Annotated in this window: 19 protein-coding genes; 8 read left to right on the top strand and 11 right to left on the bottom strand. The window is 66.6% G+C overall.

From position 1 onward, the window contains the following. Positions 1-55: 55 nt before the first annotated feature. The 3 genes from NYP18_RS02995 (at position 56) to NYP18_RS02985 (ending at position 2,849) form a co-directional block, all read left to right on the top strand. Positions 56-475, top strand: a complete 420-nt coding sequence (locus tag NYP18_RS02995; RefSeq protein WP_259426673.1) for a hypothetical protein — start codon at positions 56-58, stop codon at positions 473-475. A 41-nt stretch (positions 476-516) separates the two neighbouring features. Next, on the top strand, positions 517-1,533 hold the full coding sequence (locus NYP18_RS02990; protein WP_259426768.1) for an IS3 family transposase: 1,017 nt from the start codon (positions 517-519) through the stop codon (positions 1,531-1,533). A 173-nt stretch (positions 1,534-1,706) separates the two neighbouring features. Further along, positions 1,707-2,849: a calcium:cation antiporter gene (locus tag NYP18_RS02985; RefSeq protein ID WP_259426672.1), complete on the top strand. Its 1,143-nt coding sequence runs from the start codon at positions 1,707-1,709 to the stop codon at positions 2,847-2,849. 1 nt (position 2,850) lies between these two features. On the opposite strand, the gene NYP18_RS02980 is transcribed toward NYP18_RS02985, so the two are convergent. Then, a complete protein-coding gene (locus NYP18_RS02980) occupies positions 2,851-4,932 on the bottom strand; it encodes an acyltransferase family protein (protein WP_259426767.1) in 2,082 nt (693 codons plus the stop codon). Between the two features lie 121 nt (positions 4,933-5,053). On the opposite strand from NYP18_RS02980, the gene NYP18_RS02975 reads away from it, so the two are divergent. Continuing rightward, on the top strand, positions 5,054-5,470 hold the full coding sequence (locus NYP18_RS02975; protein ID WP_259426671.1) for a DUF3151 domain-containing protein: 417 nt from the start codon (positions 5,054-5,056) through the stop codon (positions 5,468-5,470). Here NYP18_RS02975 and NYP18_RS02970 read toward each other — a convergent pair. Further along, the gene (locus tag NYP18_RS02970; protein ID WP_259426670.1) at positions 5,461-6,450 is read right to left on the bottom strand and encodes an MDR family oxidoreductase; all 990 of its coding nucleotides are present in this window, start codon (positions 6,448-6,450) and stop codon (positions 5,461-5,463) included. The genes NYP18_RS02975 and NYP18_RS02970 overlap by 10 nt on opposite strands. Positions 6,451-6,479: 29 nt before the next feature. Next, positions 6,480-7,553: a Cj0069 family protein gene (locus NYP18_RS02965; protein ID WP_259426669.1), complete on the bottom strand. Its 1,074-nt coding sequence runs from the start codon at positions 7,551-7,553 to the stop codon at positions 6,480-6,482. 214 nt (positions 7,554-7,767) lie between these two features. Here NYP18_RS02965 and NYP18_RS02960 point away from each other — a divergent pair, with 214 nt between their 5' ends. Next, positions 7,768-8,649, top strand: coding sequence for a sulfurtransferase (locus NYP18_RS02960; RefSeq protein ID WP_259426668.1), 882 nt, complete (start codon positions 7,768-7,770; stop codon positions 8,647-8,649). Between the two features lie 236 nt (positions 8,650-8,885). Then, positions 8,886-10,658 carry an acetyl/propionyl/methylcrotonyl-CoA carboxylase subunit alpha gene (locus tag NYP18_RS02955; RefSeq protein ID WP_259426667.1) on the top strand — a complete coding sequence of 591 codons (1,773 nt, stop codon included), beginning with the start codon at positions 8,886-8,888 and terminating at the stop codon, positions 10,656-10,658. A 57-nt stretch (positions 10,659-10,715) separates the two neighbouring features. On the opposite strand, the gene NYP18_RS02950 is transcribed toward NYP18_RS02955, so the two are convergent. Next, positions 10,716-12,143: a phytoene desaturase family protein gene (locus NYP18_RS02950; protein WP_259426666.1), complete on the bottom strand. Its 1,428-nt coding sequence runs from the start codon at positions 12,141-12,143 to the stop codon at positions 10,716-10,718. 155 nt (positions 12,144-12,298) lie between these two features. Here NYP18_RS02950 and NYP18_RS02945 point away from each other — a divergent pair, with 155 nt between their 5' ends. After that, positions 12,299-12,796, top strand: coding sequence for a GNAT family N-acetyltransferase (locus NYP18_RS02945; RefSeq protein WP_259426665.1), 498 nt, complete (start codon positions 12,299-12,301; stop codon positions 12,794-12,796). A gap of 164 nt (positions 12,797-12,960) precedes the next feature. On the opposite strand, the gene NYP18_RS02940 is transcribed toward NYP18_RS02945, so the two are convergent. The 5 genes from NYP18_RS02940 to prpD all read right to left on the bottom strand — a co-directional run bounded on the left by NYP18_RS02940 (position 12,961) and on the right by prpD (position 20,892). Next, the gene (locus tag NYP18_RS02940) at positions 12,961-16,374 is read right to left on the bottom strand and encodes a pyruvate carboxylase (protein WP_259426664.1); all 3,414 of its coding nucleotides are present in this window, start codon (positions 16,372-16,374) and stop codon (positions 12,961-12,963) included. Between the two features lie 289 nt (positions 16,375-16,663). Then, complete coding sequence (locus tag NYP18_RS02935) at positions 16,664-17,221, bottom strand: phosphoesterase (RefSeq protein WP_259426663.1); 558 nt, start codon at positions 17,219-17,221, stop codon at positions 16,664-16,666. 38 nt (positions 17,222-17,259) lie between these two features. Further along, positions 17,260-18,420 carry a bifunctional 2-methylcitrate synthase/citrate synthase gene (locus NYP18_RS02930; protein WP_259426662.1) on the bottom strand — a complete coding sequence of 387 codons (1,161 nt, stop codon included), beginning with the start codon at positions 18,418-18,420 and terminating at the stop codon, positions 17,260-17,262. A 28-nt stretch (positions 18,421-18,448) separates the two neighbouring features. Next, entirely contained in the window at positions 18,449-19,378 is a 930-nt protein-coding gene (prpB, locus tag NYP18_RS02925) for a methylisocitrate lyase (RefSeq protein ID WP_259426661.1), read from the bottom strand. Further along, positions 19,378-20,892, bottom strand: a complete 1,515-nt coding sequence (prpD, locus tag NYP18_RS02920) for a 2-methylcitrate dehydratase PrpD (RefSeq protein WP_259426660.1) — start codon at positions 20,890-20,892, stop codon at positions 19,378-19,380. The genes prpB and prpD overlap by 1 nt, the downstream gene beginning before the upstream one ends. 174 nt (positions 20,893-21,066) lie before the next feature. Here prpD and NYP18_RS02915 point away from each other — a divergent pair, with 174 nt between their 5' ends. After that, a complete protein-coding gene (locus NYP18_RS02915) occupies positions 21,067-22,389 on the top strand; it encodes a short-chain fatty acyl-CoA regulator family protein (RefSeq protein WP_259426659.1) in 1,323 nt (440 codons plus the stop codon). Between the two features lie 6 nt (positions 22,390-22,395). Here the strand turns inward: NYP18_RS02915 and NYP18_RS02910 are convergent, their stop codons facing one another. Both NYP18_RS02910 and NYP18_RS02905 read right to left on the bottom strand, forming a co-directional pair. Further along, positions 22,396-23,805, bottom strand: coding sequence for an NAD(P)H-quinone dehydrogenase (locus NYP18_RS02910; RefSeq protein WP_259426658.1), 1,410 nt, complete (start codon positions 23,803-23,805; stop codon positions 22,396-22,398). Positions 23,806-23,855: 50 nt separating this feature from the next. Continuing rightward, positions 23,856-25,043 carry a M20 family metallopeptidase gene (locus tag NYP18_RS02905; protein WP_439648044.1) on the bottom strand — a complete coding sequence of 396 codons (1,188 nt, stop codon included), beginning with the start codon at positions 25,041-25,043 and terminating at the stop codon, positions 23,856-23,858. Between the last annotated feature and the right edge of the window lies 1 nt (position 25,044).

The raw sequence follows: 25,044 nt of genomic DNA, 5'->3' as shown, positions 1-25,044 counted from the left end.
CTGGCTGGCAGGCTGGTTGTGAACACCACAACCCGCCGACAGGAGGTGGACTCCCATGACGTTCACGATGCCACCAGTGCGATTGAGCATAGAACAGAAAAGACACCATGCTCTGACCTACGCTGGTCTACCACACGGGACAAAAGGCCAGTACCTCCAGCAACACGCCATCACCATGCGCCAGATCCGGTACTGGATAGCAGCCCTGATGGACGGCGACCTTGCCACCGGCACCATCCCCCGTCAGACTGGCCGCATGACCACGCGAGACAGTGCTGAGATCCTGCGTCTGCAGACCAAGGTCGAACAACTCGAAGCTCAACTCCACACCCGCGACCAGGAACTGATCCAGACCAACAAGGCTGTTGATGCCCTGGGAAAAGCTATCGCGGCCTTGCGCAACCTCACCGAGGACGACGACGAGGCGGACCAGAACTCACCGCCGAACAGCAAGCCGCCCACACCACCTTCCTGAACACCGAAGACCAGCTGATCACCACCTTGATCAGCACCGGAGTGTCAAAGACCCGGACCTTGCAGCTCATCGGACTGTCCAGGTCCGCCTACCACTACCGCCACCATCCCCGCCGTGGGACCACCCACCCGATCCCGCAGCGCGACCGCTACCAGCCACACGCCCTGACGGTCGAGGAAATCCGCGCAGTCGGTGAGGTGATCACCACCGGGTTCACCCACGGTCGCAGTATTGAACAAAGCTACTTCCAGCACCTCGATGCCCACACCTACCTGGCGAGCTTGTCCACGTTCTACCGTGTAGCCCGCCGCCGAGGGCTGTCGTTGCCTCCTGCTCGTCGCCGTCGCCGGCACGCCACGACCGCGCAACGACGCGCTGCACCGATGCTCAAGGCCACGGCCCCGGACCAGGTGTACTGCTGGGACATCTCCTTCCTCCCGGGGGCAACAACACGACAGTCCTTTGCCCTGTACACTGTCATTGACCTGTACTCCCGCAAAATTGTCGGGCATACCGTCCAGCCCACGGAAAATCACTACACCGCAGCGACGTTCCTGGCCGGAGTCATCGACCAGGCCACCAACCAGGTGCAGGTAGTCCATTCCGACAACGGTGCAGCGATGACCTCTGCGTCGGTGCATCATGCCTTGACACACCGTGGAGTCGAGATGTCGTTCATCTGGCCAGGAGTCAGCAACGACAACGCGTTCGTGGAGTCGTTTTTCAAGACTCTTAAGCATGGTCACCACTACCCGGGAGTCTTCGATGACATCGATGAAGCGGCTGCCTGGATCACTGATCAGATCAGTTACTACAACACCACACACCGGCATTCCGGGATCGCCGGGTTTACTCCGCAACAACTCCATGACGGCAGTTGGGTGCACACCGCCAGGCGTCGTCAACAACAACTGACTGCCGCGTATCACCGCACACCAGGTAGGTTTCGGAGACCACCGCTGGTCGAAACCCCCAAAGCCACCGTCAGCATCAATATCGCCAACGATGGTTCCAAACTCCAGCTACCACCAGTCCTGGAAACACTTCTCGCGAGCTAGAAATCGTTCACAACAGGTTGACAACCACCGCAGGTGTCTTTTCCGACATGACGTGACAACATCACCAGCCCTCTCGGGTACCATCTGGACCAACAAGCGCTTCTCCGCCCGGGACGGCCCGGTGCGGTCCAGTACGGACGGGGACGGCCCCGGAACCAGGAAAAGTCTGCACGATGTCTCTGCCTGTGGCGCCGGCCACTACGGTCCGCAGCTATTTCTCCCCCTCGGTGGTGCTCCGCCTGCTGGTGGGTTGGCTCGGATTCCTCCTCTTCTCCCTGCTGGGGCCGCTGCTGTCCGCGGACTCCTCCTCCCCGGTCATCTGGTCGGTGCTGGTGGCGGTCATCGCCGTCATCGTGGTCTGCGCCTTCGGGGTGATGGAACAGGCGGAGGCGCTGGCCCACCGCCTGGGTGATCCCTACGGCACGCTCGTGCTCACGCTCTCGGTGGTGGGTATCGAGGTCATCCTCATCTCGGCGGTGATGCTCGGCCCCGGGGAGCACACCACCATCGGGCGGGACTCCATCATGGCGGTGAGCATGATCATCCTCAACCTGGTGCTGGGGCTGGCGCTGCTCATCGGTGGTCTGCGCCACGGCTCACTGGCGCACAACCGCACGGGTACCTCCCAGTACCTGGTGCTGATCGTCCTGCTCGCCTCCCTGGCCTTCGTGGTGCCGGGGTTCATGGGCACCGGTGGTTCCTTCACCACCGGGCAGGCGGTACCGGTGATCCTTCTGACGGTTGTCCTCTATATCTTCTTTCTCCACCGGCAGATGGGTGTGCAGAAGACGGATTTCCAGGAGGTCAACCTGGCGGGCACACCCGCGCAGAAGGTCCCGGTGGCTGCGGTCATCGCCGAGCACCGCGTGGAGGTGTCCACCCATTTCGGTCTGCTGCTCGCGCTGGTCGCCCCCATCGTGCTGCTCAGCCACAACATGGCCACGCTTCTCGACACCGCCCTCGACCGCGCCGGCGCCCCCGTTGCACTGTCGGGCATCATCATCGCCACCATCGTCTTCCTCCCGGAGACCATCACCACCCTCCGGGCGGCCTTGACTGGCGAGATCCAGCGGGTGAGCAACCTGACCCACGGTGCCCTGGTCTCCACCGTGGGTATGAGTATCCCGGCGGTGCTCATCATCTCCCTGCTCACCGGGCAGACCGTCATCTTCGCTGAGTCTCCCGTGAACCTGGTCATGCTGGCGGTGACAATGCTCATGTCGCTGGCCACCTTCGCCGGCCCGCGGGTGACCGCGGTGCACGGTGCCGCGCACCTGGTGCTCTTCGTGGTCTACCTCATGAGTGTCTTCGCCTGAATCAGAGGAATTCCTTGATCTGCTCCCACAGCAGCGGCGCCAGGGAGTAGGAGTAGGGGACGCTCAGGTGGTTGCCGTCGCGGTAGACGTAGATGTTGCCGATGACCGCCGGGCAGTGCCCGTCCACGCAGAACCACGGCGAGGTGTCGATGGCCTTCGCATGCGGCATGCCCGCCAGATGGACAGCCGCCGGGTCCACGGGCTGGTAGAACTCGTCCTCGACCACGCCACAGGCGTAGATGTCCTCGATGTCGAGCACGCACAGCGGCACGGAGAGTTCCGAGCCGTCCTCGAAGGTCTTCCACGGGTTGTCGCGCAGCCCGGCGAAGGGGATGTCGTTGTCGGCGAGGAAATCCCAGAACGTCAGGTAGGAGTCCGGGACCTCCTCCCGGCTGCTGCCGGTCTCGATGTAGGGTCGCGTGGTCGTGGAGACCACCAGATCCGGCTGGACCTCCGCGAGACGGGTGAGCACGTGCCGGTTGAATTCCACGCAGTCCGGTTCAAAGAGTCCGTCCCGTTCCTCGGCGAAGATCGGACACGACTGGCGCACCAGGGGGATGACCCGGAAACCATGCTCGCGGCCCAAGGCGTTGAGCGGGGTCATCCACTGTTCGGCGTGTGAACCACCCACCAGGTAGACGTCCCGGGTGCCCTTCAGGTCACCGAAGAGGCAGTCCTCGCCGCGCTCATCGACCGGCAGGACCGACGGATCATCGCCGAAGCGGGAGATGCAGTTGTCGGTCCACACCCGCGAGAGCGTCGCACCGATCAGCTCCGGATCGGGTTTGGGTTCGGCGGCGGGGACAGCGGCGCCGAACAGGGCCTGGGCGCCGGGGTAGCGGGCTGCGTCGAGAAGCACACCCCCGGCGTTGTGCAGGCGAACCTGCCACACGCCGTGGACAGTGAGCAGGGCAACCATGACCAGAGCCAGCGCCCCACCACCCACCGCCCGGGCACGCGCGGGACGGGAAGCACGCAGCAGCGCACGCGCCACGCCCACCCGCTGCTCCCCCGCCAACGGACGTTTCGCGTGCTGGCGCAGGGGCTTCTCCACCAGCCGGTGCGTGACATCCGCCAGCACCACCGAGACCACCACGACCATCACGCCGAGGGAGAAGGTGGCATCCTCCCGGCCCACCAGGATCAGGCTGAGGATGAGCAGCGGCCAGTGCCACAGGTACAGCGGATAGGCGATGTCACCCAGCCAGCGCATCGTGCGGTTGGCCAACCAGCCGGACAGCACGCCCTGCCCCCCGCCGAGAATCACCAGGACCGCACCACCGATCGGGTACAGGGCGGCGGGGCCGGGGAAGAGGGCGGCGCCGTCGAGAAGCAGGCCGGTGCTCAGCACCATCGCCAGCCCCACCCACGTGCACAGTTCCTTCAGGCGCGGATGCACGCTCAGACGGTGGCCGTGCAACGCCAGCAACCCGCCGAGGGTCAGCTGCCACATCCGCGACCACGTGGAGTAGTAGTTCAGCGGCTGCTCAGCGAGATGCAGCCACCACGCATAGGCGAAGGAGGCAACCGTGACCACGGCCAGCAGCGGGCCCACCCACCGGGCCAGCTCCAGCCCGGCGCGCCGGGCCCAGATGATGACCATGCCCAGGGCGATGGCCATCAGGTAGAACTGCCCCTGGACCGCCATCGACCACAGGTGCTGCAGGGGGCTGACCGAGCCGGAGGCGACGTTGTAGTCCGCCTGCTGCGAGGCCAGCTCCCAGTTCTGGAAGTAGAGGAGGCTGGCGGTGAACTGGTCGATGATCTCCACGCGCCGCAGCTGCGGCACCCCCCACAGCGCGGCCAGGGCGGTGAGCCCGAGGACCAGCAGCAGCGCCGGGTAGAGGCGGCGGATGGTGCGCCAGATGGGCCACCAGGGGTTGGCGGAGGCGTTCTCCCGGCCGGCGTAGCGCAGCTGGGAGCCGAGGAAGAAGTAGCCGCTGAGCAGCAGGAAGACGTCCACGCCGCCGGAGACCCGGCCGACGAAGATGTGGAAGATGACGACGAAGGCGATGGCGATGCCGCGCAGGCCGTCCAGGTCGTACCTGTACGGGATGCGGCGCACCGCACGCTGATCGGCCATCGCCGCCCCACGGGTTGCCGTCCGCGACACACCCATCATTCCTCTTTCCCTCGTGGTGACACCCCGTCAGGGTACACAGGAGGGAACCCGGGACCGGAATTCCCGGCTAGGCTCGGAGAGCATGAAACTCAATGACATGCTGGCCCCGCCGCCGGTCCATCTCCCCGCCGACCCGGCCGCCGGTTCCGATCCCGCTGCCGCGGGCACTGCTCTCGCGCATCCGGACAGCCCGCTCGTATGGGCCACCCGCGCCGAGGTGCTTCTCGACGCCGCGTCCACCGACGACGAGAAGCTCACCGCCTACGCCACCGCCCGCACCGGTTACCACCGTTCGCTGGACCGTCTGCGCGCCAACGGCTGGAAGGGCTGGGGCCCGGTCCCCTACTCCCATGAACCGAACCAGGCGGTGCTGCGCGCCATCGCGACGCTGGCCCGCGCGGCGCAGCTCATCGGTGAGGACGCCGAGTACGACCGTTGCCGCCAGATGCTCTCTGACGCGGATCCGGAGTCTGTGGGGCAGCTGATCGATCAGGCCTGAGGTCTGACCACGGCCCGTCCGTGACGCCGCCCCGCCAGCAGGGCGGTGCCGGCTTCGGCGACCTCCTCCAGGGTGAGCACCTCGGTGAAACCCTCCAGCACGGAGGTGTCGAGTTGTTCCGCGAGCAGTGCCCAGGCCCGCTCCCGCAGCGGCAGCGGTGCGTCAACGGAGTTGATGCCGATCAGATGCACCCCGCGCAGGATGAAGGGCAGCACAGTGCCCGGCAGGTCCGGGCCATGTGCCAGGCCGCAGGCGGTGGCCACGCCACCCCACTGCAGCTGGGCCAGGGCGTTGACCAGGGTGTGGGAACCCACCGCATCGACGACACCGGCCCAGCGGGTCTGCTGCAGCGGGCGGCCCGGCTCGGCGAGCTCTGCACGGTCGAGGATCTCCACGGCCCCCAGGCCGCGCAGGTAATCCCCGTGTTCCTCCACGCGCCCGGTCAGGGCCACGGGCCGGAAACCCAGCTGCTTGAGCAGGTGGATGGCCACCGAACCCACCCCGCCGGTCGCACCGGTCACCAGGATCTCCCCGCCCTCCGGTTTCAGTCCCTGCTGCAGGAGAGCGTCGACGGACAGCGCCGCGGTGAAACCGGCGGTACCGATCGCCGCGGCCTGCTCGGCAGTGAACTTCCCGGGGGCCTTGATTGTGGAGGCGGAGTCGATACGCAGCCTCTCCGTGTAGCCGCCGTGGCGTCGCTCCCCCAGCCCGGCGCCGTTGAGCACCACCACATCACCCGGTGCGAAACGCCCCGAATCCGATTCCGCGACGGTGCCCACCACATCGATGCCCGGAATGACGGGCAGGTTGCGCACCACACCCGGGTTGCCCTCGAGCGCCATGCCGTCCTTGTAGTTGAGGCTGGAGTAGGCCACGTCGACGAGCAGGTCGCCCTCGCCGAGGAATTCCTCCCCCACCTCCCTGACCTCCGTGAGGATGTCGCCGGCGTCGTTCCTGTCCACAATCAGTGCTCGTGTCATGGGACCGAGTGTAGGTGGGTTGGACTACCTCAGGCCGGGATCCCGGCCGGCAGGCTCGCTTCCACGCGGCCGATCGCCTCACGGGCGACCAGCTCCTGGATGCCCATGTGCAGCTCCGAGGTGAAACCGACGCACGAGCAGTTGATCTCACCCAGGACGTAGGTGTCCGAGCCGTCCGTGGCGGTGTCGAGCATGAAGTCGGCGGTCCAGATCAGCGGGATGTTGTCGCCGCCGAGCTTCTCCGCGATGACGGGGCGGGCCGCGGCGAAGGTGTCCACCAGCTCCTGCCATGCCTCAGGGCGGTCGTAGGTGTACCTGGCGCCGGAGAACAGGGTGGCGGAGAAGTTGTCCCCGCCCTCGGCCGGCTTCTTGTGCACCACGAAGACCGGGTGCGGGCCGACGAGCAGGATCCGGATCTCACCCTCGAGGATGCGCGGCAGGAAACGCATGTCCACGAGCATGCCGTTGGCGCCGAGGATGTACTGGTCGCAGAAGTCCATGAACTCACCCAGCGGCCGGATCTCGGTGTGGTTGTCCACGGCCTCGGTGCACTTGAGCATCGTGTCCAGCGGTAGGGCGGTACCGGGCTCGACGGTGGCGGCCAGTTCCTTGTCCAGCAGCTGGACACGCCAGATGCCGGAACCGGTGGAACCCCGGTTCTGCTTGAGCACCCGCTCCCCGTGGGACAGGGAGGTGGGGAAGGTCCGGTGGAAGGCCGCCACGTCGTAGTAGGCGGCGGTGTCGGCGGGCACCAGGTCCGTGGTGTTGAGCTTGACCAGGGCGTCCTTCGCCCCGTAGGCCATCATCTCCGCCGGGGTGGACATGCCGACGAGGCCGGCGTCAGAGAGCCGGGTGAGCAGATCGAGGTAGCCGTCCTCACCGCCGGGGATGTTGCCGGGATTGACCCGTGAGATGTAGCCGTCGAAGTTCGCGGCGGCGTAGCGGAACAGCTCGTCGGCCCACTCCGGACGGAAGAAGAGGACCTCGGCATGCCAGCCGGCGGCCTTGATGGCGTTGACGATCGGCATGGTGTCTCTGCGGTGTCCGTCGATGGACTTGTCTGATCCGCCCTCAACCTCAAAGACGACGATGGCCTTGTGCAATCTGCACCCCTTCCGGGAAGTTCTGTGGTGATCCGGAGGGGTTCCGATCCCCCGGCAACGTGGGATTTTATCCCCACGTACCCCGTATGGCGCAGCCAGAATCCAAGGAGTAATCAAGGACACAATGAGGGGTGTCCCGTGACCCCTTCGGACGCCCTCCACTACTGTTGGATACTGATCTCATCACACTTTTCGCCCAGAAAGGCGGGACCTCGTGGCCGTACCCTTCGATCCCCATACCCCGTTCCAGGATTACGCCCACCCGGAACGCCTGGTTTCCGCGTCCTGGCTCTCCGCCCGACTGGGCACGCCCGGCCTGCGGGTCATCGAATCCGACGAGGACTCCCTCCTCTACGACATCGGGCACCTCCCCGGCGCCCTGCGGATCGACTGGCACAAGGACCTCAGTGATCCTGTCACCCGGGACGTCATCGACGGCGAGGCCTTCGCCCGCCTCATGAGCTCCAAGGGCATCGCCCGGGATGACACGGTGGTCATCTACGGTGACCAGTCCAACTGGTGGGCGGCACTGACGCTGTGGGTCTTCGACATGTTCGGCCATGAGGATGTCCGGCTTCTCGACGGTGGCCGTGACGCCTGGATGGCGGAGGAGCGCGACACCTCCTTCGTTGTCCCGGACTACCCCGCCACCGACTACCCCGTCGTCGAGCGCGACGATGCGACCTACCGTGTCTTCGTCGACGAGGTGCGCGCCAACCTCGGCAAGGCCACGTTGGTGGATGTGCGTTCCACCGAGGAGTTCCTCGGCCAGGTGGGCGGCGACTACGATCCCGCCTTCGCCCCCACCCTGCGCCAGGGCCACATTCCCGGGGCCGTGAACCTGCCCTGGCAGGACAATGTCCACCCCAACGCCCGTTTCCGCTCCCGCGCCGAACTCCAGGAGATCTACGGTGCCCTGGACCCGGACTCGGAGACCACCATCTACTGCCACGCCGGCGACCGCACCGCCCACACCTGGTTCGTGCTCAGGTATCTGCTCGGCTTCGGGAAGGTGCGCAGCTACGACGGTGCCTGGATCGAGTGGGGCAACATGATCCGCATGCCCATCGCCCGCGGCGAGGCCCCCGGCGCGTAACCTCACGCCCATGTCCGAACGGACCGTTCCACCGCCCGAACAGGAGGCGCGCCGGACGGTCCGAATTCTTTTCGGCGGGTCCTACTGGCGATTCCCACCCTTTTCGGGCAAAATCTCAAGACCTGACGGAATGCTCACGTTTTTGTATGCAAGAATAGTCTGCATGCGTCGCGCGGCCGCCACACGCGGGCGGGCCGACGCGACCTACCAATGCAGCACATGAAAGGGATCCCCAAGTGGCAGTTGAGACCAAGAAGATCACGAAGGTCCTCGTGGCCAACCGCGGTGAGATCGCGGTACGCGTGATCCGCGCCGCCGAGGATGCGGGCATCGCCAGCGTCGCCGTGTACGCGGAGCCGGACGCAGACGCCCCGTTCGTCGGTATGGCAGATGAGGCGTTCGCACTGGGCGGCCAGTCCTCCGCCGAGTCCTACCTGGCGATTGAGAAGATCATCGATGCGGCCGCCAAGTCCGGCGCAGACGCGGTCCACCCGGGTTACGGCTTTCTCGCCGAGAACGCCGACTTCGCCCAGGCCGTCATCGACGCCGGCCTGATCTGGATCGGCCCCCCACCGTCCGCGATCGCCGACCTCGGGGACAAGGTCACCGCCCGCCACATCGCGCAACGTGCCGACGCCCCAATGGTCCCGGGCACCAAGGAGCCGGTCGCCGGAGCCGACGAGGTCGTCGCCTTCGCCGAGGAGTACGGTCTGCCCATCGCCATCAAGGCCGCCTTCGGTGGCGGTGGCCGTGGCATGAAGGTCGCCTACAAGATGGAGGAGGTTGCGGAGCTCTACGAGTCCGCCACCCGTGAGGCCGTCTCCGCTTTCGGCCGCGGCGAGTGCTTCGTCGAGCGCTACCTGGACAAGGCCCGCCACGTGGAGGCCCAGGTGCTGGCCGACCAGCATGGCAACGTCATCGTCGCCGGCACCCGTGACTGCTCCCTGCAGCGCCGTTTCCAGAAGCTTGTCGAGGAGGCCCCGGCCCCGTTCCTCACCGATGCCCAGCGCACCGAGATCCACGAGTCCGCCAAGCGTATCTGCCTCGAAGCAGGCTACTACGGTGCCGGCACCGTCGAGTATCTCGTCGGCGCCGACGGCCTGATCTCATTCCTCGAGGTCAACACCCGTCTGCAGGTGGAGCACCCCATCACCGAGGAGACCACCGGCATCGACCTCGTCCGCGAGCAGTTCCGCATCGCGGAGGGCGAGAAGCTGCGTTTCGCCGAGGATCCCACCCCGCGCGGCCACTCCTTCGAGTTCCGCATCAACGGTGAGGACGCCGGCCTGAACTTCATGCCGGCCCCGGGCACCGTCACCGCCTACCGCCAGCCGGACGGCCCGGGTGTCCGCGTGGACTCCGGTGTCCGCGAGGGCTCCGTGATCGGTGGCCAGTTCGACTCCATGCTGGCCAAGCTCATCGTCACCGGTGAGAGCCGTGAGCAGGCCCTGCAGCGCGCCCGCCGCGCACTCGGTGAGTTCGTCGTCGAGGGCATGCCCACGGTCCTGCCCTTCCACCGCCACATCGTCTCCAACCCGGCATTCGTCGGCGACGAGAACGGCTTCGAGATCTACACCAAGTGGATCGAGGAGGTCTGGGACAACCCGATTGAGCCCTTCGTCGATCCGGCGGACCTGCCCGAGGACGAGGCTGTCCCGGCGCACAAGGTTGTCGTCGAGGTCGACGGCCGTCGCGTCGAGATCGCCCTGCCGGGCGACCTGGCGCTCGGTGGTGGCGCCACCCCCAAGAAGAAGGCCAAGAAACGTCGCTCCGCTGGTGGTGCCGCAGGTGCCTCCGGCGACTCGGTCGCCGCCCCCATGCAGGGCACCGTGATCAAGGTCAACATCACCGAGGGCCAGGAGGTCACCGAGGGTGAGGTTATCCTGGTGCTCGAGGCCATGAAGATGGAGAACCCCGTCAAGGCCCATAAATCAGGTACCGTCACCGGCCTCTCCGTCGAGGAAGGCGCTGGCGTGACCAAGGGACAGGTCCTCCTCGAGATCAAGTAGGACACCACTCCCCCTCCAGGCCCGTGCAGGTGCATCACCTGCACGGGCCTGTTGCTGTTATCCGCGGAGCTCGTCGAGGGCACCCTGGGCGGCCCACCAACCGGGCATGCCGTGGACACCTGCCCCGGGGGGAGTCGCCCCACTCGCGGTGAACACCCCCGGCCCCAGACGGTGCGGCTTCAGCGACACGCGGGGACGGAACAATGCCTGGAGCCCTGTCATGGAGCCGCCGGCGATGTCCCCGCCGATGATGCTGGGGTTCGCGGCCTCCAGGTCCGCCGGGCTGTATTCCCGGTGGTCCACCACGAGGTCGCGGAAACCCGGGGCGAAACGCTCGATCTGGCTGAGGATGGCCTCCCGGACCTGGCCGGGCCGTTCCTCGACAAAGCCGTGGGGCACATGCGCATAGGTCCACAGGACCGGTCCACGGCCCGGATCCGCTGCGTTCTGCTGACCCACCATGACGAACGGTTTGTCGGGGAACCGCCCCTTCGCCACCTCCCGTTCCGCGAACTCCAGCTCCGCCACCCCGCCGCAGACATGCACCGTGCTGGCACGCGACACCTCCTCATCGGTCCAGGGCACTGGCCCCGACAGGTGCCAGTCGACCTTGTGGGCGGCGGATCCGTACCGCCATCTGACCAGGCTTCTCCGCACGGACCGATCGAGCGGCACGTCCGTTATCCCCAGAATTCCTTTGGGAGTCAGGTTCAGTATGTAGGAGTCCGCCTCGGGCAGCTCCCGGAAGCTGGACACGGTGTGTCCGGTGACCAGAGTCGCGCCATGGGCCACGAGAACGCTCAGCAGAGCATCCACAATCGCCCCGCTGCCTCCCCTGGCCACGGGCCATCCTCTTGACATGCCCAGGGCCCCGAAGAGCACTCCGAAGGCCGAGGTGAAGGGCTGCGCCGGGGAGGTCATCGAGTGGACGGCACTCCCGCAGAACAGGGCCCTGGCCTGCTCGGTCGAGAACAGCACTCTGCTCAGTCGGGAGGCGGGCAGCAGAGCGGGAACACCGAACTGCGCCATCCGCACCGGGTGCGCGGGCCACCGGAGCATGGGTGCGAGCAGGTTCTCCAGGTGCTCGTCGATGTGTTCCACCGCGTTCCGGTGGAGACGCCGCCACATCTTCGCGTCCTCGCCCAGGCCTCGGGCGGTGTCATCGAGGGAGCGGTGCAGGAGAGCCGCGTCCGCCTGCGGCAAGGGGTGAGCCATGGAGTAATCGGCGTGCAACCATTCCAGGCCGTGTTCCTCCAGGCGGAGCTGACGGAAGGCCGGGCTGGCAATCCCGAAGGGGTGGGCTGCCGCGCCGAAATCAACGACGGTGCCCGGACCGAAAGGATCGGTGAGGGAGGCGGCGGATCCGCCGAAGTGGTCCGCCTGCTCGAAGACCGTCACCTGCCAGCCCTCGACCGCGAGTCTGGCTGCAGCGGTCAGGCCGTTCGTCCCACCACCGACCACCACTGCACGGGGCTGAGAACTCATCGCTCACTCCTTGTCTGGTGTCCGAGACGCCACATCGCTCCTGAAGGGTTCTTCCCTCAGGAAGTCCTGAACGCCAGACTAACCAAGAAGTGAATGCCGCCGGGTGCCGTCGCCTCTGTTCGCCTACTCAGCGATGATGCGATTACCCTGTATGCATGGGTTCCGTTCTCACTGGTTTTTCCCTTCGTCGCGCCACCGAATCGGATCGCACCTACATTTCCCGCCTCTTCTTCCTCACCGATGTCTTCGGGGATGAGTCCCAGCCCGTCGGAGACGGATATCTTGAGGACCTGCAGCGTTATGTGGGCAGTTGGACGCCCGAACAGGGTGGGGCCATCGCACTGAGTCCTGAGGGTATCCCCGCCGGCGGCGTCTGGCTGCGGCACGGTCCTGATCGCCCACGCTTCGGTTATGTCGCCGAGGATGTCCCCGAGCTGATCATCGCGGTGGAGAATCGCTACGCGCGCCACGGCATCGGATCCTCGCTTATCGACGCCGCCCTCAACCTCGCCCGCACCCGTGGCCACGCGGGAGTCTCCCTGGCGGTGGACTTCGGCAATGCACGCGCCCGTGCCCTGTACGTGAAGAAGGGCTTCATCAGCGCCGGTATCCGCGAGGACCTGGGCTGTGAGGCGATGATCCACCGGTTCTGAGCTCCCCTCCGTCAGCTCCCGAGAGGTATCTCGCGGGTGGGGCATTCCTCTGGTTGGCCTGTCACCTGGGGGATACATCTCCAGATCTAGCGGGCGAGACCTACCTCAAGACAGAGAACCAGGGTGCCCCAGCTGGGACACCCTGGCTCTCATTGTTTCAGCGGTCAGGAGATGACGACGATGAGGTCGCCGCCCTCCACCTTGGTGGCCTGGGCCAGTGCCACGCGCTCGATGGTGCCGTCGATGGTGGCCGTGATGGTGGCCTCCATCTTCATGGCCTCGATGACGGCGACCGGGTCGCCGGCCTTGACCTCGTCACCCGGTTTCGCGGTGACCATTACCACACCCGCGAACGGGGCCGCGACATGACCCTTGTTGTTCGCGTCGGCCTTCTCCGCGGAGGCGGTGACGGATTCGACAGAGCGGTCGCGGACCTTCATCGGGCGGATCTGCCCGTTGACGTTGGCGACGACCTGGCGCATGCCCTTCTCGTCGGGCTCACCCACGGCGTCGAGACGCACCACCATCGGGGGCTGCTCGGCCTCCGTGTCGAGCTTGATGACATTCTCCTGGCCCTCCTTGAGGCCGTAGAGGAAGATGCGGTCCTCCAGGACAGCCGTATTTCCGTACTGACGGCGGTGCTCGGCGAACTCCGCAGCCTGCTTCGGGAACAACAGCTTGTCCAGGGTGGAACGTCGGGTCTGCCGGTCCGGGCTGGTGAGGTTCTTCTCATCCTCTGCAGGAACCTCCGCGAGTGCGGCCGGGCCATTGGCCCGGCCGGCGAGAGCCTTCTCGCGCAGCAGCGGCCAGCCACCGGGCGGAGTACCCAGATCCCCCCGCAGGAAACCAATCACTGAATCCGGAATGTCATACTTCTGCGGATCCTCGGCAAAATCCTTCGGATCCACCCCCGCACCCACCAGGTGCAACGCCAGATCGCCGACGACCTTCGACGACGGGGTCACCTTGGTCGGACGTCCCAACAGGTCATTGACGGCGGCGTAGGCATCCTCGATGAGTTCGAAACGATCCTCCAGGCCCAGGGCCTTGGCCTGGGTACGCAGGTTAGACAACTGACCACCCGGGATCTCGTGCTTGTACACCCGCCCCGTCGGACCGGGCACACCCGCCTCGAAAGGGGCATAGAGCTGGCGCACGGCCTCCCAGTAGGGCTCCATGTCGGAGACCGCATCCAGGGAGAGGCCGGTGTCCCGGTGCGTGTCCGCGAAAGCCGCGACGATCGCGGACAGCGACGGCTGGGAGGTGGTGCCGGCCAGCGGGGCCGAGGCCCCGTCGACGGCATCGGCACCGGCCTGCGCGGCAGCGAGGTAGGTGGCCAGCTGACCACCGGCGGTGTCATGGGTGTGCACATGGACCGGCAGATCGAATTCTCTGCGCAGCGCCTTGACCAGGCGGCTGGCGGCCTGGGGGCGCAGCAGTCCGGCCATGTCCTTGATGGCCAGGATATGCGCCCCGGACCCCACGATCTCCTCGGCCAGACGCATGTAGTAGTCGAGGGTGTAGATCTTCTCGTTCGGGTCCAGCAGGTTGCCGGAATAGGCCATGGCAACCTCAGCGACGGTGGTACCCGTCTCCAGGACGGCGTCGATCGCCGGGCGCATCTGGGACACATCGTTGAGGGCGTCGAAGATGCGGAAGATGTCGATGCCCGAATCGGCGGCCTCAGCGACGAAGGCACGCGCCACCGAATCCGGGTACGGGGTGTAGCCGACGGTGTTGCGACCGCGCAGCAGCATCTGGATGTTCACGTTCGGCATGGCGGAGCGCAGTGCGTCGAGACGCTCCCACGGGTCCTCGTGGAGGAAACGCATGGCCACGTCATAGGTGGCCCCGCCCCAGGCCTCCACCGACAGCAGGTTCGGGGTCAACCGTCCGACGTGCTTCGCCGCGGCCACCAGGGCCGAGGACCGGATCCGGGTGGCCAGCAGGGACTGGTGGGCATCCCGGAAGGTGGTGTCGGTGACAGCCAGGGCATCCTGTTCGCGCAGCTGTTCTGCGAACTTCTTCGGACCGAGATCCCGCAGCAGATCGCGTGAGCCACGGGGCATCGGGGAATCGTCCTGCGGGGGCAGCTTGGTCACGGGACGGATCTCCGTGGGGCGCTTGCCGTGCGGTCGGTTGACCGTCACATCCGCCAGGTAATTCAGGATTCTGCCGGCCTCATCATCCGCAGGAGGAGCCGAAAGCAGGTGGATGTGCTCGCCGATGAAGTTGGTGGAGATCCGTTTGGTCTGGAAGTCCTCCTCACGCAGCAGCGCACGCAGGAAACCGATGTTGGTGGCCACACCGGAGACGGTGAATTCCGCCAGGGCGCGCTGCGCACGGGCAACGGCGGTGGCGAAGTCAGCGCCGCGGCAGCTCATCTTGACCAGCATGGAGTCGAAGTTCGGGGAGATCTCACCGCCGAGGGAGGCAGCGCCGTCGAGACGCACGCCTGCTCCACCCGGGGAGCGGTAGGCGGTGATCGTGCCGGTGTCGGGGCGGAAGTTGTTCGAGGGATCCTCGGTGGTGATCCGGCACTGCAGGGCCGCCCCGTGCAGCTTGATGGAGTCCTGGGTCAGGCCCAGCTCCGCGAGGGTGGCGCCGGCAGCCAGGTGCATCTGTGCCTTGACCAGGTCAACGGAGGTGACTTCCTCGGTGATGGTGTGCTCGACCTGGATCCGCGGGTTCATCTCGATGAAGACATGGTTGCCCTGCTCATCGACGAGGAACTCCACCGTGCCCGCGCACTGGTAGCCGATCTCCCGGCAGAACCGCACCGCATCCGCACAGATCTGATCGCGTAGATCCGGGTCGAGGTGCTGGGCCGGGGCGATCTCCACGACCTTCTGGTGACGACGCTGCAGGGAGCAGTCCCGCTCATAGAGGTGGATGACCTCACCGGTGTGATCCGCCAGGATCTGGACCTCGATGTGCTGCGGGTTGAGCACCGCACGCTCGAGGTAAACATTGCCGTCGCCGAAGGCGGCCGCCGCCTCACGCGAAGCCTCCGCCGACAACCTGGCCACATCCTCGGGGTGTTCGATGAACCGCATGCCACGCCCGCCGCCACCGGCCACCGCCTTGACGAAGATGGGGAAGGTGAAGTCCTCGGCCATCTCCACCAGCTTGTCGATGTCGGTGGTCGGTTCGGAGTCCTGCAGCACCGGCAGGCCCGCCTTGCGTGCGGCATCCACGGCCGCCGACTTGTCGCCGGTGAGATCGAGGACCTCAGGCGGTGGGCCGATGAAGGTGAGGCCGTTCTCTGCGCATTCGCGTGCCAGCTGGGCGTTCTCGGAGAGGAAACCGTAGCCGGGGTAGACGGCATCGGCGTGGGTTTTCTTCGCTGCCCGGATGATCTCGTCGATATCCAGGTAGGCCTTGACCGGGGAGCCTTCGGTGCCGATGCGCACGGCCTCGGAGGCAAACGACCGGTGGTGGGAGTTGCGGTCCTCCTTGGGGTAGACCGCAACCGTGGCGGCCCCGGTCTCGTAGGCGGCGCGGAAGGCACGTACGGCGATTTCGCCGCGGTTGGCGACAAGCACCTTCTTGAATGCGGGCAATGTGGTTGTGGCCACGTGGAGGTCCTTTCCAAACGACATGCTGATGCGCATGCGGGAGGTGTGATTGATGCGGGAGATTCTGTGCGATCTCGTCTGAATCACATTATCGCAGCGACAGGGGTGATTCCGGGCAAGCCCCCCTATCTTTTCAGGGAAACGGGCAATTTCACGATGAACCATGCCCGTTTCCGGAATGCAGAACAGGTCAGGCCGCCCCTCAGCGGACATTCCGACGAGCGGAACAGGAACCATGTCCACATAGAAAAATATCTGCACCTCCACCCCCGGAAGGCGGCTCCGGCGGTTAGAGCAGAGGGAGCATCACGGCCACCACGGCAAGGCCGGTGCAGGCCCCACCGAGCACCTCCGCCCAGGAGTGGTGGGTGAGTTTCAACCGGGACCAGGCGATGAGTGGGGTGGCCAGGAGGGCGAGCGACCACCAGGGGGAGAGGACGATCCCCAGGTAGATCCAGACAGGCACCCACAGTCCGACATGGATGGAGATCTTGAGGCCGAGATGGTTGATCACTGAGAACGCGAGGATGAACAGCACTGCCGCCATCCCCGCCAGCCAGATCTCGCGCGGGGTGTCCAGCAGCAGGAGTCCGACAATCAACACGGCGAGCAGGCCGAGGATGATCGCGAACAGGGCTCCCCGCTGCGTCCGCACCGTGACGTGGTGGCTGGCCACCCTCCCCTGCCGGATCATCCACAGGACGGCCACCATCGGCAGGATTCCCGTCATGACGGCCGCCAGAATACCGGGGGCCGGGGTACCGAGGCTGATGCCGAGGATGAGGAAGAGGAGGATGTTGGTGACCCATGGAGCGGCTATCTCGGTCACGATTTTTGCGGAGGTCATCGACTGAGCATTCTAGCCGCACCACGGGGTCAGGGCCGCTAGCGCTGGCCCATCGGGACAACCTCGCGCTGCTCGGGGCCGTTGTAGGCGGACAGCGGGCGGATCAGGGAGTTGTTCTCGAACTGCTCCACGATGTGCGCGGTCCAGCCGGCGACACGGGCGATGACGAACAGCGGAGTGAAAAAATCCACCGGGAAGCCGAGCAGGTGGTAGGCGGGGCCGGCCGGGAAATCTAGGTTGGGTTGGATGCCGGTGCGGGTGTCCATGGCGTCGCGCATGTTCTCGTACATGGCGACCCACTTGGCACCGTCGTGACGCTCGGCCAGTGCCCGGAAGGAGGTCTCCATGCTGGGGACGCGGGAGTCGCCCTTCTTGTACACGCGGTGACCGAAACCCATGATGAGGTTCTTGTTGTCCAGGGCGTGGTTCACCCAGTCTGCGGCCTTGGCCGGGTCGTCGATCTCCAGCATGGTGTGCATGACGAACTCGTTGGCGCCACCGTGCAGCGGGCCTTTGAGCGCGCCGATGGCACCGGTGATGGCGGAATAGACGTCGGAGCGGGTGGAGGTGATCACGCGGCCGGTGAAGGTCGAGGCGTTGAAGGAGTGCTCGGCGTAGAGGATCAGCGACTTCTCGAAGTCCCGCACATCCTCGGGGTTACTGGCCGGGGACTCGGGGCCGTTGCCGAAGACCATGGCCAGCAGGTTCTCGGCGACGGACTTGTCCGGGTCGGGGGCGACGATGTCCTTACCCCCGCGGCGGCGGATGTCCATCGCCAGAACCATCGGCAGCTGGGCCAGCAGGTTGTGTCCGACGTGGGTGATGTGGTCGGAGTCGGGGGTGAAGTGCTCCGGGTCCTTGGTGCCCATGTAGGACACAGCGGTGCGCATGACATCCATGGGGTGGCAGTCGGTGGGCAGGGAGTGGATGAGCGAGATCAGGCCCGGATCGAGGCTGCGGTAGGAGCGGCCCCGCCTGTTGAACTCGGTGAGCTGCTCCTCGTCCGGCAGTTCGCCGTTCCACAGAAGGTAGGAGACCTCCTCGAAGGAGCAGTGCTCGACGAGGTCCTGGACGGCGTAACCGCGGTAGGTCAGGGAGTTGGTCTCCGGCATGACCTTGGAGACGGCGGTGTAGTCGGCGATGACTCCGTAGAGTCCCTTGCGAACCTCGGGCTGCTGGGTCTGGGTGGCGGTGGTCATGGTTCTCAGCCTTTCGGGAGGAGGGAGGTTACTGGACGAAGGTGGGCTGGTAGGTGTCTGCGGAGTAGGTGAACACCTGCTGGTCGAAGGCGTTGTACTCGTTGTAGCGGAGCAGTTCGTAGAGGCGGGAGCGGTGCTGCATGCGGTCGAGCCAGCCGGTCTGGGTGCCGGTCTCCGCTATCTCCCCGAGTGCCTCCTCGACCTGGCCCATCGCGATGCGCAGGGTGGTCACCGGGTAGATGACGGCATTGAAGCCGAGGTCCTCGAGCTGCTGTGCGGAGAGGAGTTCGGATTTGCCGAATTCCGTCATGTTGGCCAGCAGGGGCACGTCGACGGCCGCGCGGAATTTCTCGAACTCCGCTGGGGTGTGCAGTGCCTCGGTGAAGATGAGGTCGGCTCCGGCGTCGGCGTAGGCCTTGGCACGTTCGATGGCCGAATCGATGCCCTCGACCCCGGCGGCGTCGGTACGCGCACAGATGACGAACTGGTCGTCGCGGCGTTCGTTGACCGCCGCGGTGATGCGCCGCAGCATGAGTTCGGTGGGGACGACCTCCTTGCCGTCGAGGTGACCGCAGCGCTTGGGGTTGACCTGGTCCTCGAGGTGGCAGCCGGCGACACCGGCGTCCTCGAATTCGGAGATGGTGCGCGCCGCGGACATCGGTTCGCCGAAGCCGGTGTCGGCGTCGACGAGCACGGGCAGGTCGGTGACCCGGGCGATCTGCCTCGACCGTCCCGCGACCTCGCTGAGGGTGGTCAGGCCGATGTCGGGCAGCGCCAGGTCGGCGGCGACGACCGCGCCGGAGACGTAGACGCCGTCGAAGCCGGCCTCCTGGATGGCTCGCGCCACCAGCGGGGAGAAGGCGCCCGGCATGCGCTGGATCTTTCCGCTGGTCAGGCCCGCGCGGAATGCCTGTCGACGCTCCGTCGGCGTCGCCGTGGTGGAGAACAGGCCGGCCATCAGAACAGCCCTGCCGGGATCATCGGGGCGCGGGCGAGGGTGTCCTCGTCGAGTTCGATGTTGAGCTCGGACAGGTCGGTGAGGCTCTCGGTGTTCTCCGCGGCGGTGAGGAAGCGGTCCTGTTCGGCCGCGGAGACAATGCCCTCGGCCAGCGTGCGGAACTTGGCCACGTACTGTTCGCGGGCGAAGGGGCGGGCGCCGAGCGGGTGGGCGTCGGCGACGGCCAGCTCGTCCTCGACGACTGTGCCGTCGGTGAAGGTGATCACGGCGCGGGCGCCGAAGGCCTTCTCGTCCGGGTCGCTGGAGTGGTAGCGGCGGGTCCACTCGGGATCCTCGACCGTGGAGATCTTCTGCCACAGCTCGATGGTCCCCGGACGGTTGGCGCGCTCCGGGGCGTAGGAGCGCTCATGGTGCCAGGAGCGGTCCTCGAGCGCCACGGCGAAGATGTACATGATGGAGTGGTCGAGGGTCTCGCGGGAGGCGTCGGGGTCGAATTTCTGCGGGTCGTTCGAGCCGGTGCCGATGACGTAATGGGTGTGGTGGGAGGTGTGCAGGACGATGGACTCGATGTCACGGAGGTCCTTCCCGTCGGCGGCGAGGCTGTCACCCATGCGGCGGGCCAGGTCGATGGGGGCCTGGGACTGGTACTCCGCGGAGTGCTCCTTGGTGTAGGTGTCCAGGATGGCGCGCTTTTCCTCGCCTGCGGCCGGCAGGGGCACGGTGTAGCGGTGCTCCGGGCCGGAGAGCAGCCAGGCGATGACGCCGTCCTCGCCCTCCCAGATCGGCGAGGGGGCACCCTCGCAGCGCATGGCGCGGTCGACGGCCTCGATGGCCATCTTGCCGGCGAAGGCCGGGGCGAAGGCCTTCCAGGAGGAGATCTCTCCCTTGCGGGACTGGCGGGTGGCGGTGGTGGTGTGCAGCGCCTGGCCGATGGCCTGGTAGATGATGTCCACGTCCAGGTCGAGCAGGGTACCGATGCCGGCGGCGGCCGAGGGGCCGAGGTGGGCGACGTGGTCGATCTTGTGTTCGTGGAGGCAGATGCCGCGGACCAGGTTGACCTGGATCTCGTAACCGGTGGCCAGGCCGCGGATGAGGTCGCGGCCGCCCTTGCCGGCCTGCTGCGCGGCGGCGAGAATCGGCGGGATGTTGTCGCCGGGGTGGGAGTAGTCGGCGGCGAGGAAGGTGTCGTGGAAGTCGAGTTCGCGGACGGCGGTGCCGTTGGCCAGGGCGGCCCACTCGGCGGCGTACCTGCCCGGCAGACCGAGAACGGAGGCGCCGCGGCCGTCGGTGACGGGGCGGGCCTGGGCCATGACACGGGCGGAGGAGACAGGGCGTCGTAAAGCGGAGGCGACGGAGACGGCGGCGTTGTCGATGATCCGGTTGATGATCATCTCCTTCGTCTCGGCCGGGACCTCGACAGGGTCGGCCGCGACAAGGGCGATCTTGTGGGCCAGGTGTTCCTCGTGGGGGAAGTCCTCGGCGGAGCGGTAGGTACGCACGGTGTGGTTGATCATGGCGGTCGGATCTACTCCTTGATTCGGTGCTGGATGCGCTGGACATCACAGTACTGCGAATCTTGTGTTGATGATCACAGTAAAGTCTGTGTAAAGTAGCGGCATCAACCCTTATTTTCTGCAAAACTTGCGGAAAGAGCAGGTCAACCCCATCTTCGGGAGCAACGCACACTCATGAGCAAGCACTTCGCGGGGGCACGCATCCGCACCCTCCGGCGCACCCGCAACCTCACCCAGCAGGAGATGGCCCGCCGGCTGAGCCTGTCCACCAGCTACCTCAACCAGCTGGAGAATGACCAGCGGCCCCTGACCGTCACCGTGCTCATGGCCCTGTCGCGCAACTTCGACATCGACCCGGCCTTCTTCTCCCCCGACCACGACGCCCGCACCATCAGTGAACTCCGCGAGGCCTTCCCCACCGTCCCCGACGAGCAGCTGGCCGACCTCGCCGCCCGCTACCCCGAGTTCGTCACCGAGGTCCTCGGGCTCGCCGACCGCGCCCCGCTGCTTGTCGACGACTCCCCCTACCGCCTCGTCCGCGACTTCTTCTACGAGCACCACAACTACATCCACGAACTCGACGTGCTCGGCGAGGAACTGGCCGGCCGGCTCGGTGATCCGCAGCTGCGGCTGACCCGCCTGTCCACCGCCCTGGACCGGGACCTCGGTGTCGTCGTCCGCTTCCGCAAGATCACCACCGGCCCCCGCCGCATCTACCACCCCGAGAACCGCGAACTACACCTGCGCACCGGCCTGAGCGAAGCACAACTCTGCTTCGAACTCGCCCTGCAGTACGGCCTGAGCGGGCACGCGGACCTGCTCACCGGACTCGCCGCCCCACTGCCCACCGAGGAGGCCCGCGGTATCGCGGTACTCGCCCTGGCCCAGTACTTCGCCGCGGCTGTGGTCATGCCCTACCAGGCGATGCTCACCACCGCCGAGGAGTTCCGTTACGACATCGACCGCCTCGCCGCCCACTTCGGCACCGGCTTCGAGACGACCTGCCACCGCCTGTCCACCCTCAACCGGCCCGGCACCCGCGGGGTGCCCTTCTTCTTCGTGCGCACGGACCGGGCAGGCAACATCTCCAAACGCCAGTCCGCCACAGGCTTCCACTTCTCCCGCGCCGGCGGCTCCTGCCCCCTGTGGGTCATCCACCGGGCCTTCGAGACACCCGGGCGGGTCACCCGCCAGGTCGCCGGCATGCCCGACGGACGCCACTACCTGTGGATAGCACGCACCGTCCGCGGCCAGGCCCACGGTTTCGGCCAGCCGCGGAAGGAGTTCGCCGTCGGCCTGGGCTGCGACCTGGACCAGGCCGAACGCCTCGTCTACGCGCAGGGGCTGGACCTCTCCCCCGCCTCGGCCACCCCCATCGGGCCGGGCTGCACCTCGTGTCCCCGGGAACGCTGCCCCCAGCGGGCCTTCCCCCATGCGGGCCGCCGGGTGGTCGTCGACCTGGACGCCACCCTGGACTTCTCCTACACCACCTACTGAGCCGGACTACTCCAGGTCGTCGTGCGCCACAAGGCGGCGGGCGGCCTCGGTGATCGAACCCGACAGGGAGGGGTAGACCGCGAAGGTCTCCGAGAGCTGTTTGACGGTGAGGTTGTTGGTCACCGCGATGGCGATCGGAAGAATGAGCTCCGAGGCGGTCGGGGCGACGACGACACCGCCGATGACCAGGCCGGAGTTGCTGCGGCAGAAGAGCTTGACGAAGCCGTGCTTGAGCGAGCGCATCTTCGCCCGCGGATTGGACTGCAGCGGCAGGACCACGGCGCGGGCCGAGACCTCCTTGTTCTCCACCTGGGCGTGGGTGACACCTACGGCGGCGATCTCCGGGCGGGTGAACACGGCGGTGGCCACCGTCTTCAGCCGGATCGGGGTCACGCCCTCGCCGAGAGCGTGGTACATGGCCATGCGCCCCTGCATCGCCGCGACGGAGGCCAGCGGGAACAGGTCGGTGCAGTCACCGGCGGCGTAGATGCCGGAGACGTTGGTGCGCGAGACCCGGTCGACCTTGATGTGCCCGGAGGGGGTGGTCTCCACACCGACGTTCTCCAGGGACAGGCCCTCGGTGGCGGGGATGGAGCCGATCGACATGATGGCGTGCGAACCGTAGATCTCGCGGCCGTCGGTCGTCTTCACACAGACCCCGCCGTCCGCGGTGCGGGTCACCGACTCCACGCGGGCGTGCTTCTCCAGGGAGACCCCGCGCTGCGAGAGGACATGCTCGAGCACGTCCGCGGCATCGGCGTCATCGTGGGGCAGGATGCGGTCGCGGGAGGCGACCATGGTCACCTTCACGCCCAGCTCCGCGAAGGCGGAGACAAATTCCGCACCGGTGACACCGGAACCGACCACGATGAGATGCTCCGGGGTGTCCTCCAGGTCATAGACCTGCTGCCAGGTGAGAATGCGCTCACCGTCGGGCTGCGCGCCGGGCAGGATGCGTGGGGTGGCACCGGTGGCGATGAGCACCAGCTCAGATTCGAAGACCTCCTCCGTGCCGTCCTCCAGGGTGGCGGTGACCCGGTGGAAGACCTGCTCCAGCTGGGACTCCGCGAAGCGGGCGCGACCGTGCACGAAACGTACCCCGGCGCGCTCCAACTGGACCAGGATGTCATCCGACTGTTCCTGGGCGAGCATCTGCACCCGCTTGTTCAGCGCCGGCAGGTGGATGCGGGCGCGGCCCAGCAGGCTGTTGAGTCCCATGTCATCTGCCCGGCGCAGGTCCGTCTTGATCGCGCTGCCGGCGATGAAGGACTTCGACGGCACACAGTCGAGGAGGACGGAGGAGCCGCCGATGCCCCGGTCCTCAATGATCGTCACATCCGCCCCGTACTTGGCTCCGGCAAGTGCGGCCTCATAGCCGGCGGGGCCTCCGCCGATGATGACGATACGGTTACTCAAGATGTCCTCCAGGCGTCATTGACAATCCACGTGCCACCTGAGTCTAGTCGTTAGGACAGGAAGCCGCCGCCTCCTGCACTCCTGCTGTACTGCTCCACGATGGAGCCGAACAGACGGATCCCCACGCCGATGGAACGTTCATCCACGTTCAGGTCACCCTGGTGCAGATCCTGCATCCGCCCCTTGCCCGACCAGCAGCCCAGGCGGGCCATGGAACCCGGCACATGCTCGAGATACATGGAGAAGTCCTCACCGCCACTGGACTGCGGGGCCTGCACGACGGCCTGGGGGTCGATGGCGCGGGCGGCGTCGGCAAGCATCGCCGTGGCGACGTCATCGTTGATCACCGGCGGCACCCCGCGCTGGTAGGTCAGCTCGTGGGTGCAGCCCGTCGGGGCGAGCACCTGCGCGATGAGTTCCTCCATCAGTTCCCGCAGGGTCCGCCACGTGGCGATGTCACCCGTACGGATCGTGCCTGTCAGCTGGCCGGACTCCGGGATCGCGTTCGGGGCGTAGCCGGCGTTGACCGAACCGAAGACCAGGACCGTCGCAGTCCGCGGGTCCACCCGGCGTGAGAGCAGGGCCGGCAGCTGGGTGACCAGCGAGCTGAGGGCGAAGACCACGTCATTGGTCAGGTGCGGACGCGCGGAGTGCCCGCCGGGTCCATGGACCTTGATCTGCAGCACGTCGGAGGCCGAGGTGATCGCTCCGGTGCGCACACCGATCCGGCCCACCCGCAGTTTCGGTTCGACGTGGAGGCCGAAGATGGAGCCGACGCCGTCGAGGCCACCCCAGGCGATGACATCCGAGGCTCCGCCTTCCATGACCTCCTCGGCCGGCTGGAAGATCACCCGGATGCCGTGCTGCAGCCCGTCGGCGTTGTCCGCCAGCGCACACGCCAGTCCCAGGACGATGGTCGTGTGGATGTCGTGGCCGCAGGCATGCGCCACGCCGGGCACCTGCGAGGCATAGGGCAGGTCGGTCAGCTCAGTCAGCGCCAGTGCGTCGATGTCCCCGCGGAAGGCCAGCCGGTCGCCGGTATCCGGACCGATGTCCACCATGAGGCCGGTGCCGGGGAAACGCCGGGGGGTGAGTCCGTGGGCCTCAAGCGTCTCCGCGAGGAAATTCGTCGTCTCGTACTCCATGTGGGACAGTTCCGGGTGAGAGTGCAGATGACGGCGCCATCCCACCACCTCTTCCCGGTGAGCGATGAGCCACTCATCGATGCGTGCGGCGATT

This window comes from Corynebacterium lemuris (genome assembly GCF_024919295.1).
Taxonomy (GTDB): Bacteria; Actinomycetota; Actinomycetes; order Mycobacteriales; family Mycobacteriaceae; genus Corynebacterium; species Corynebacterium lemuris.
This window is presented reverse-complemented; position numbering and strand designations above follow the sequence as displayed.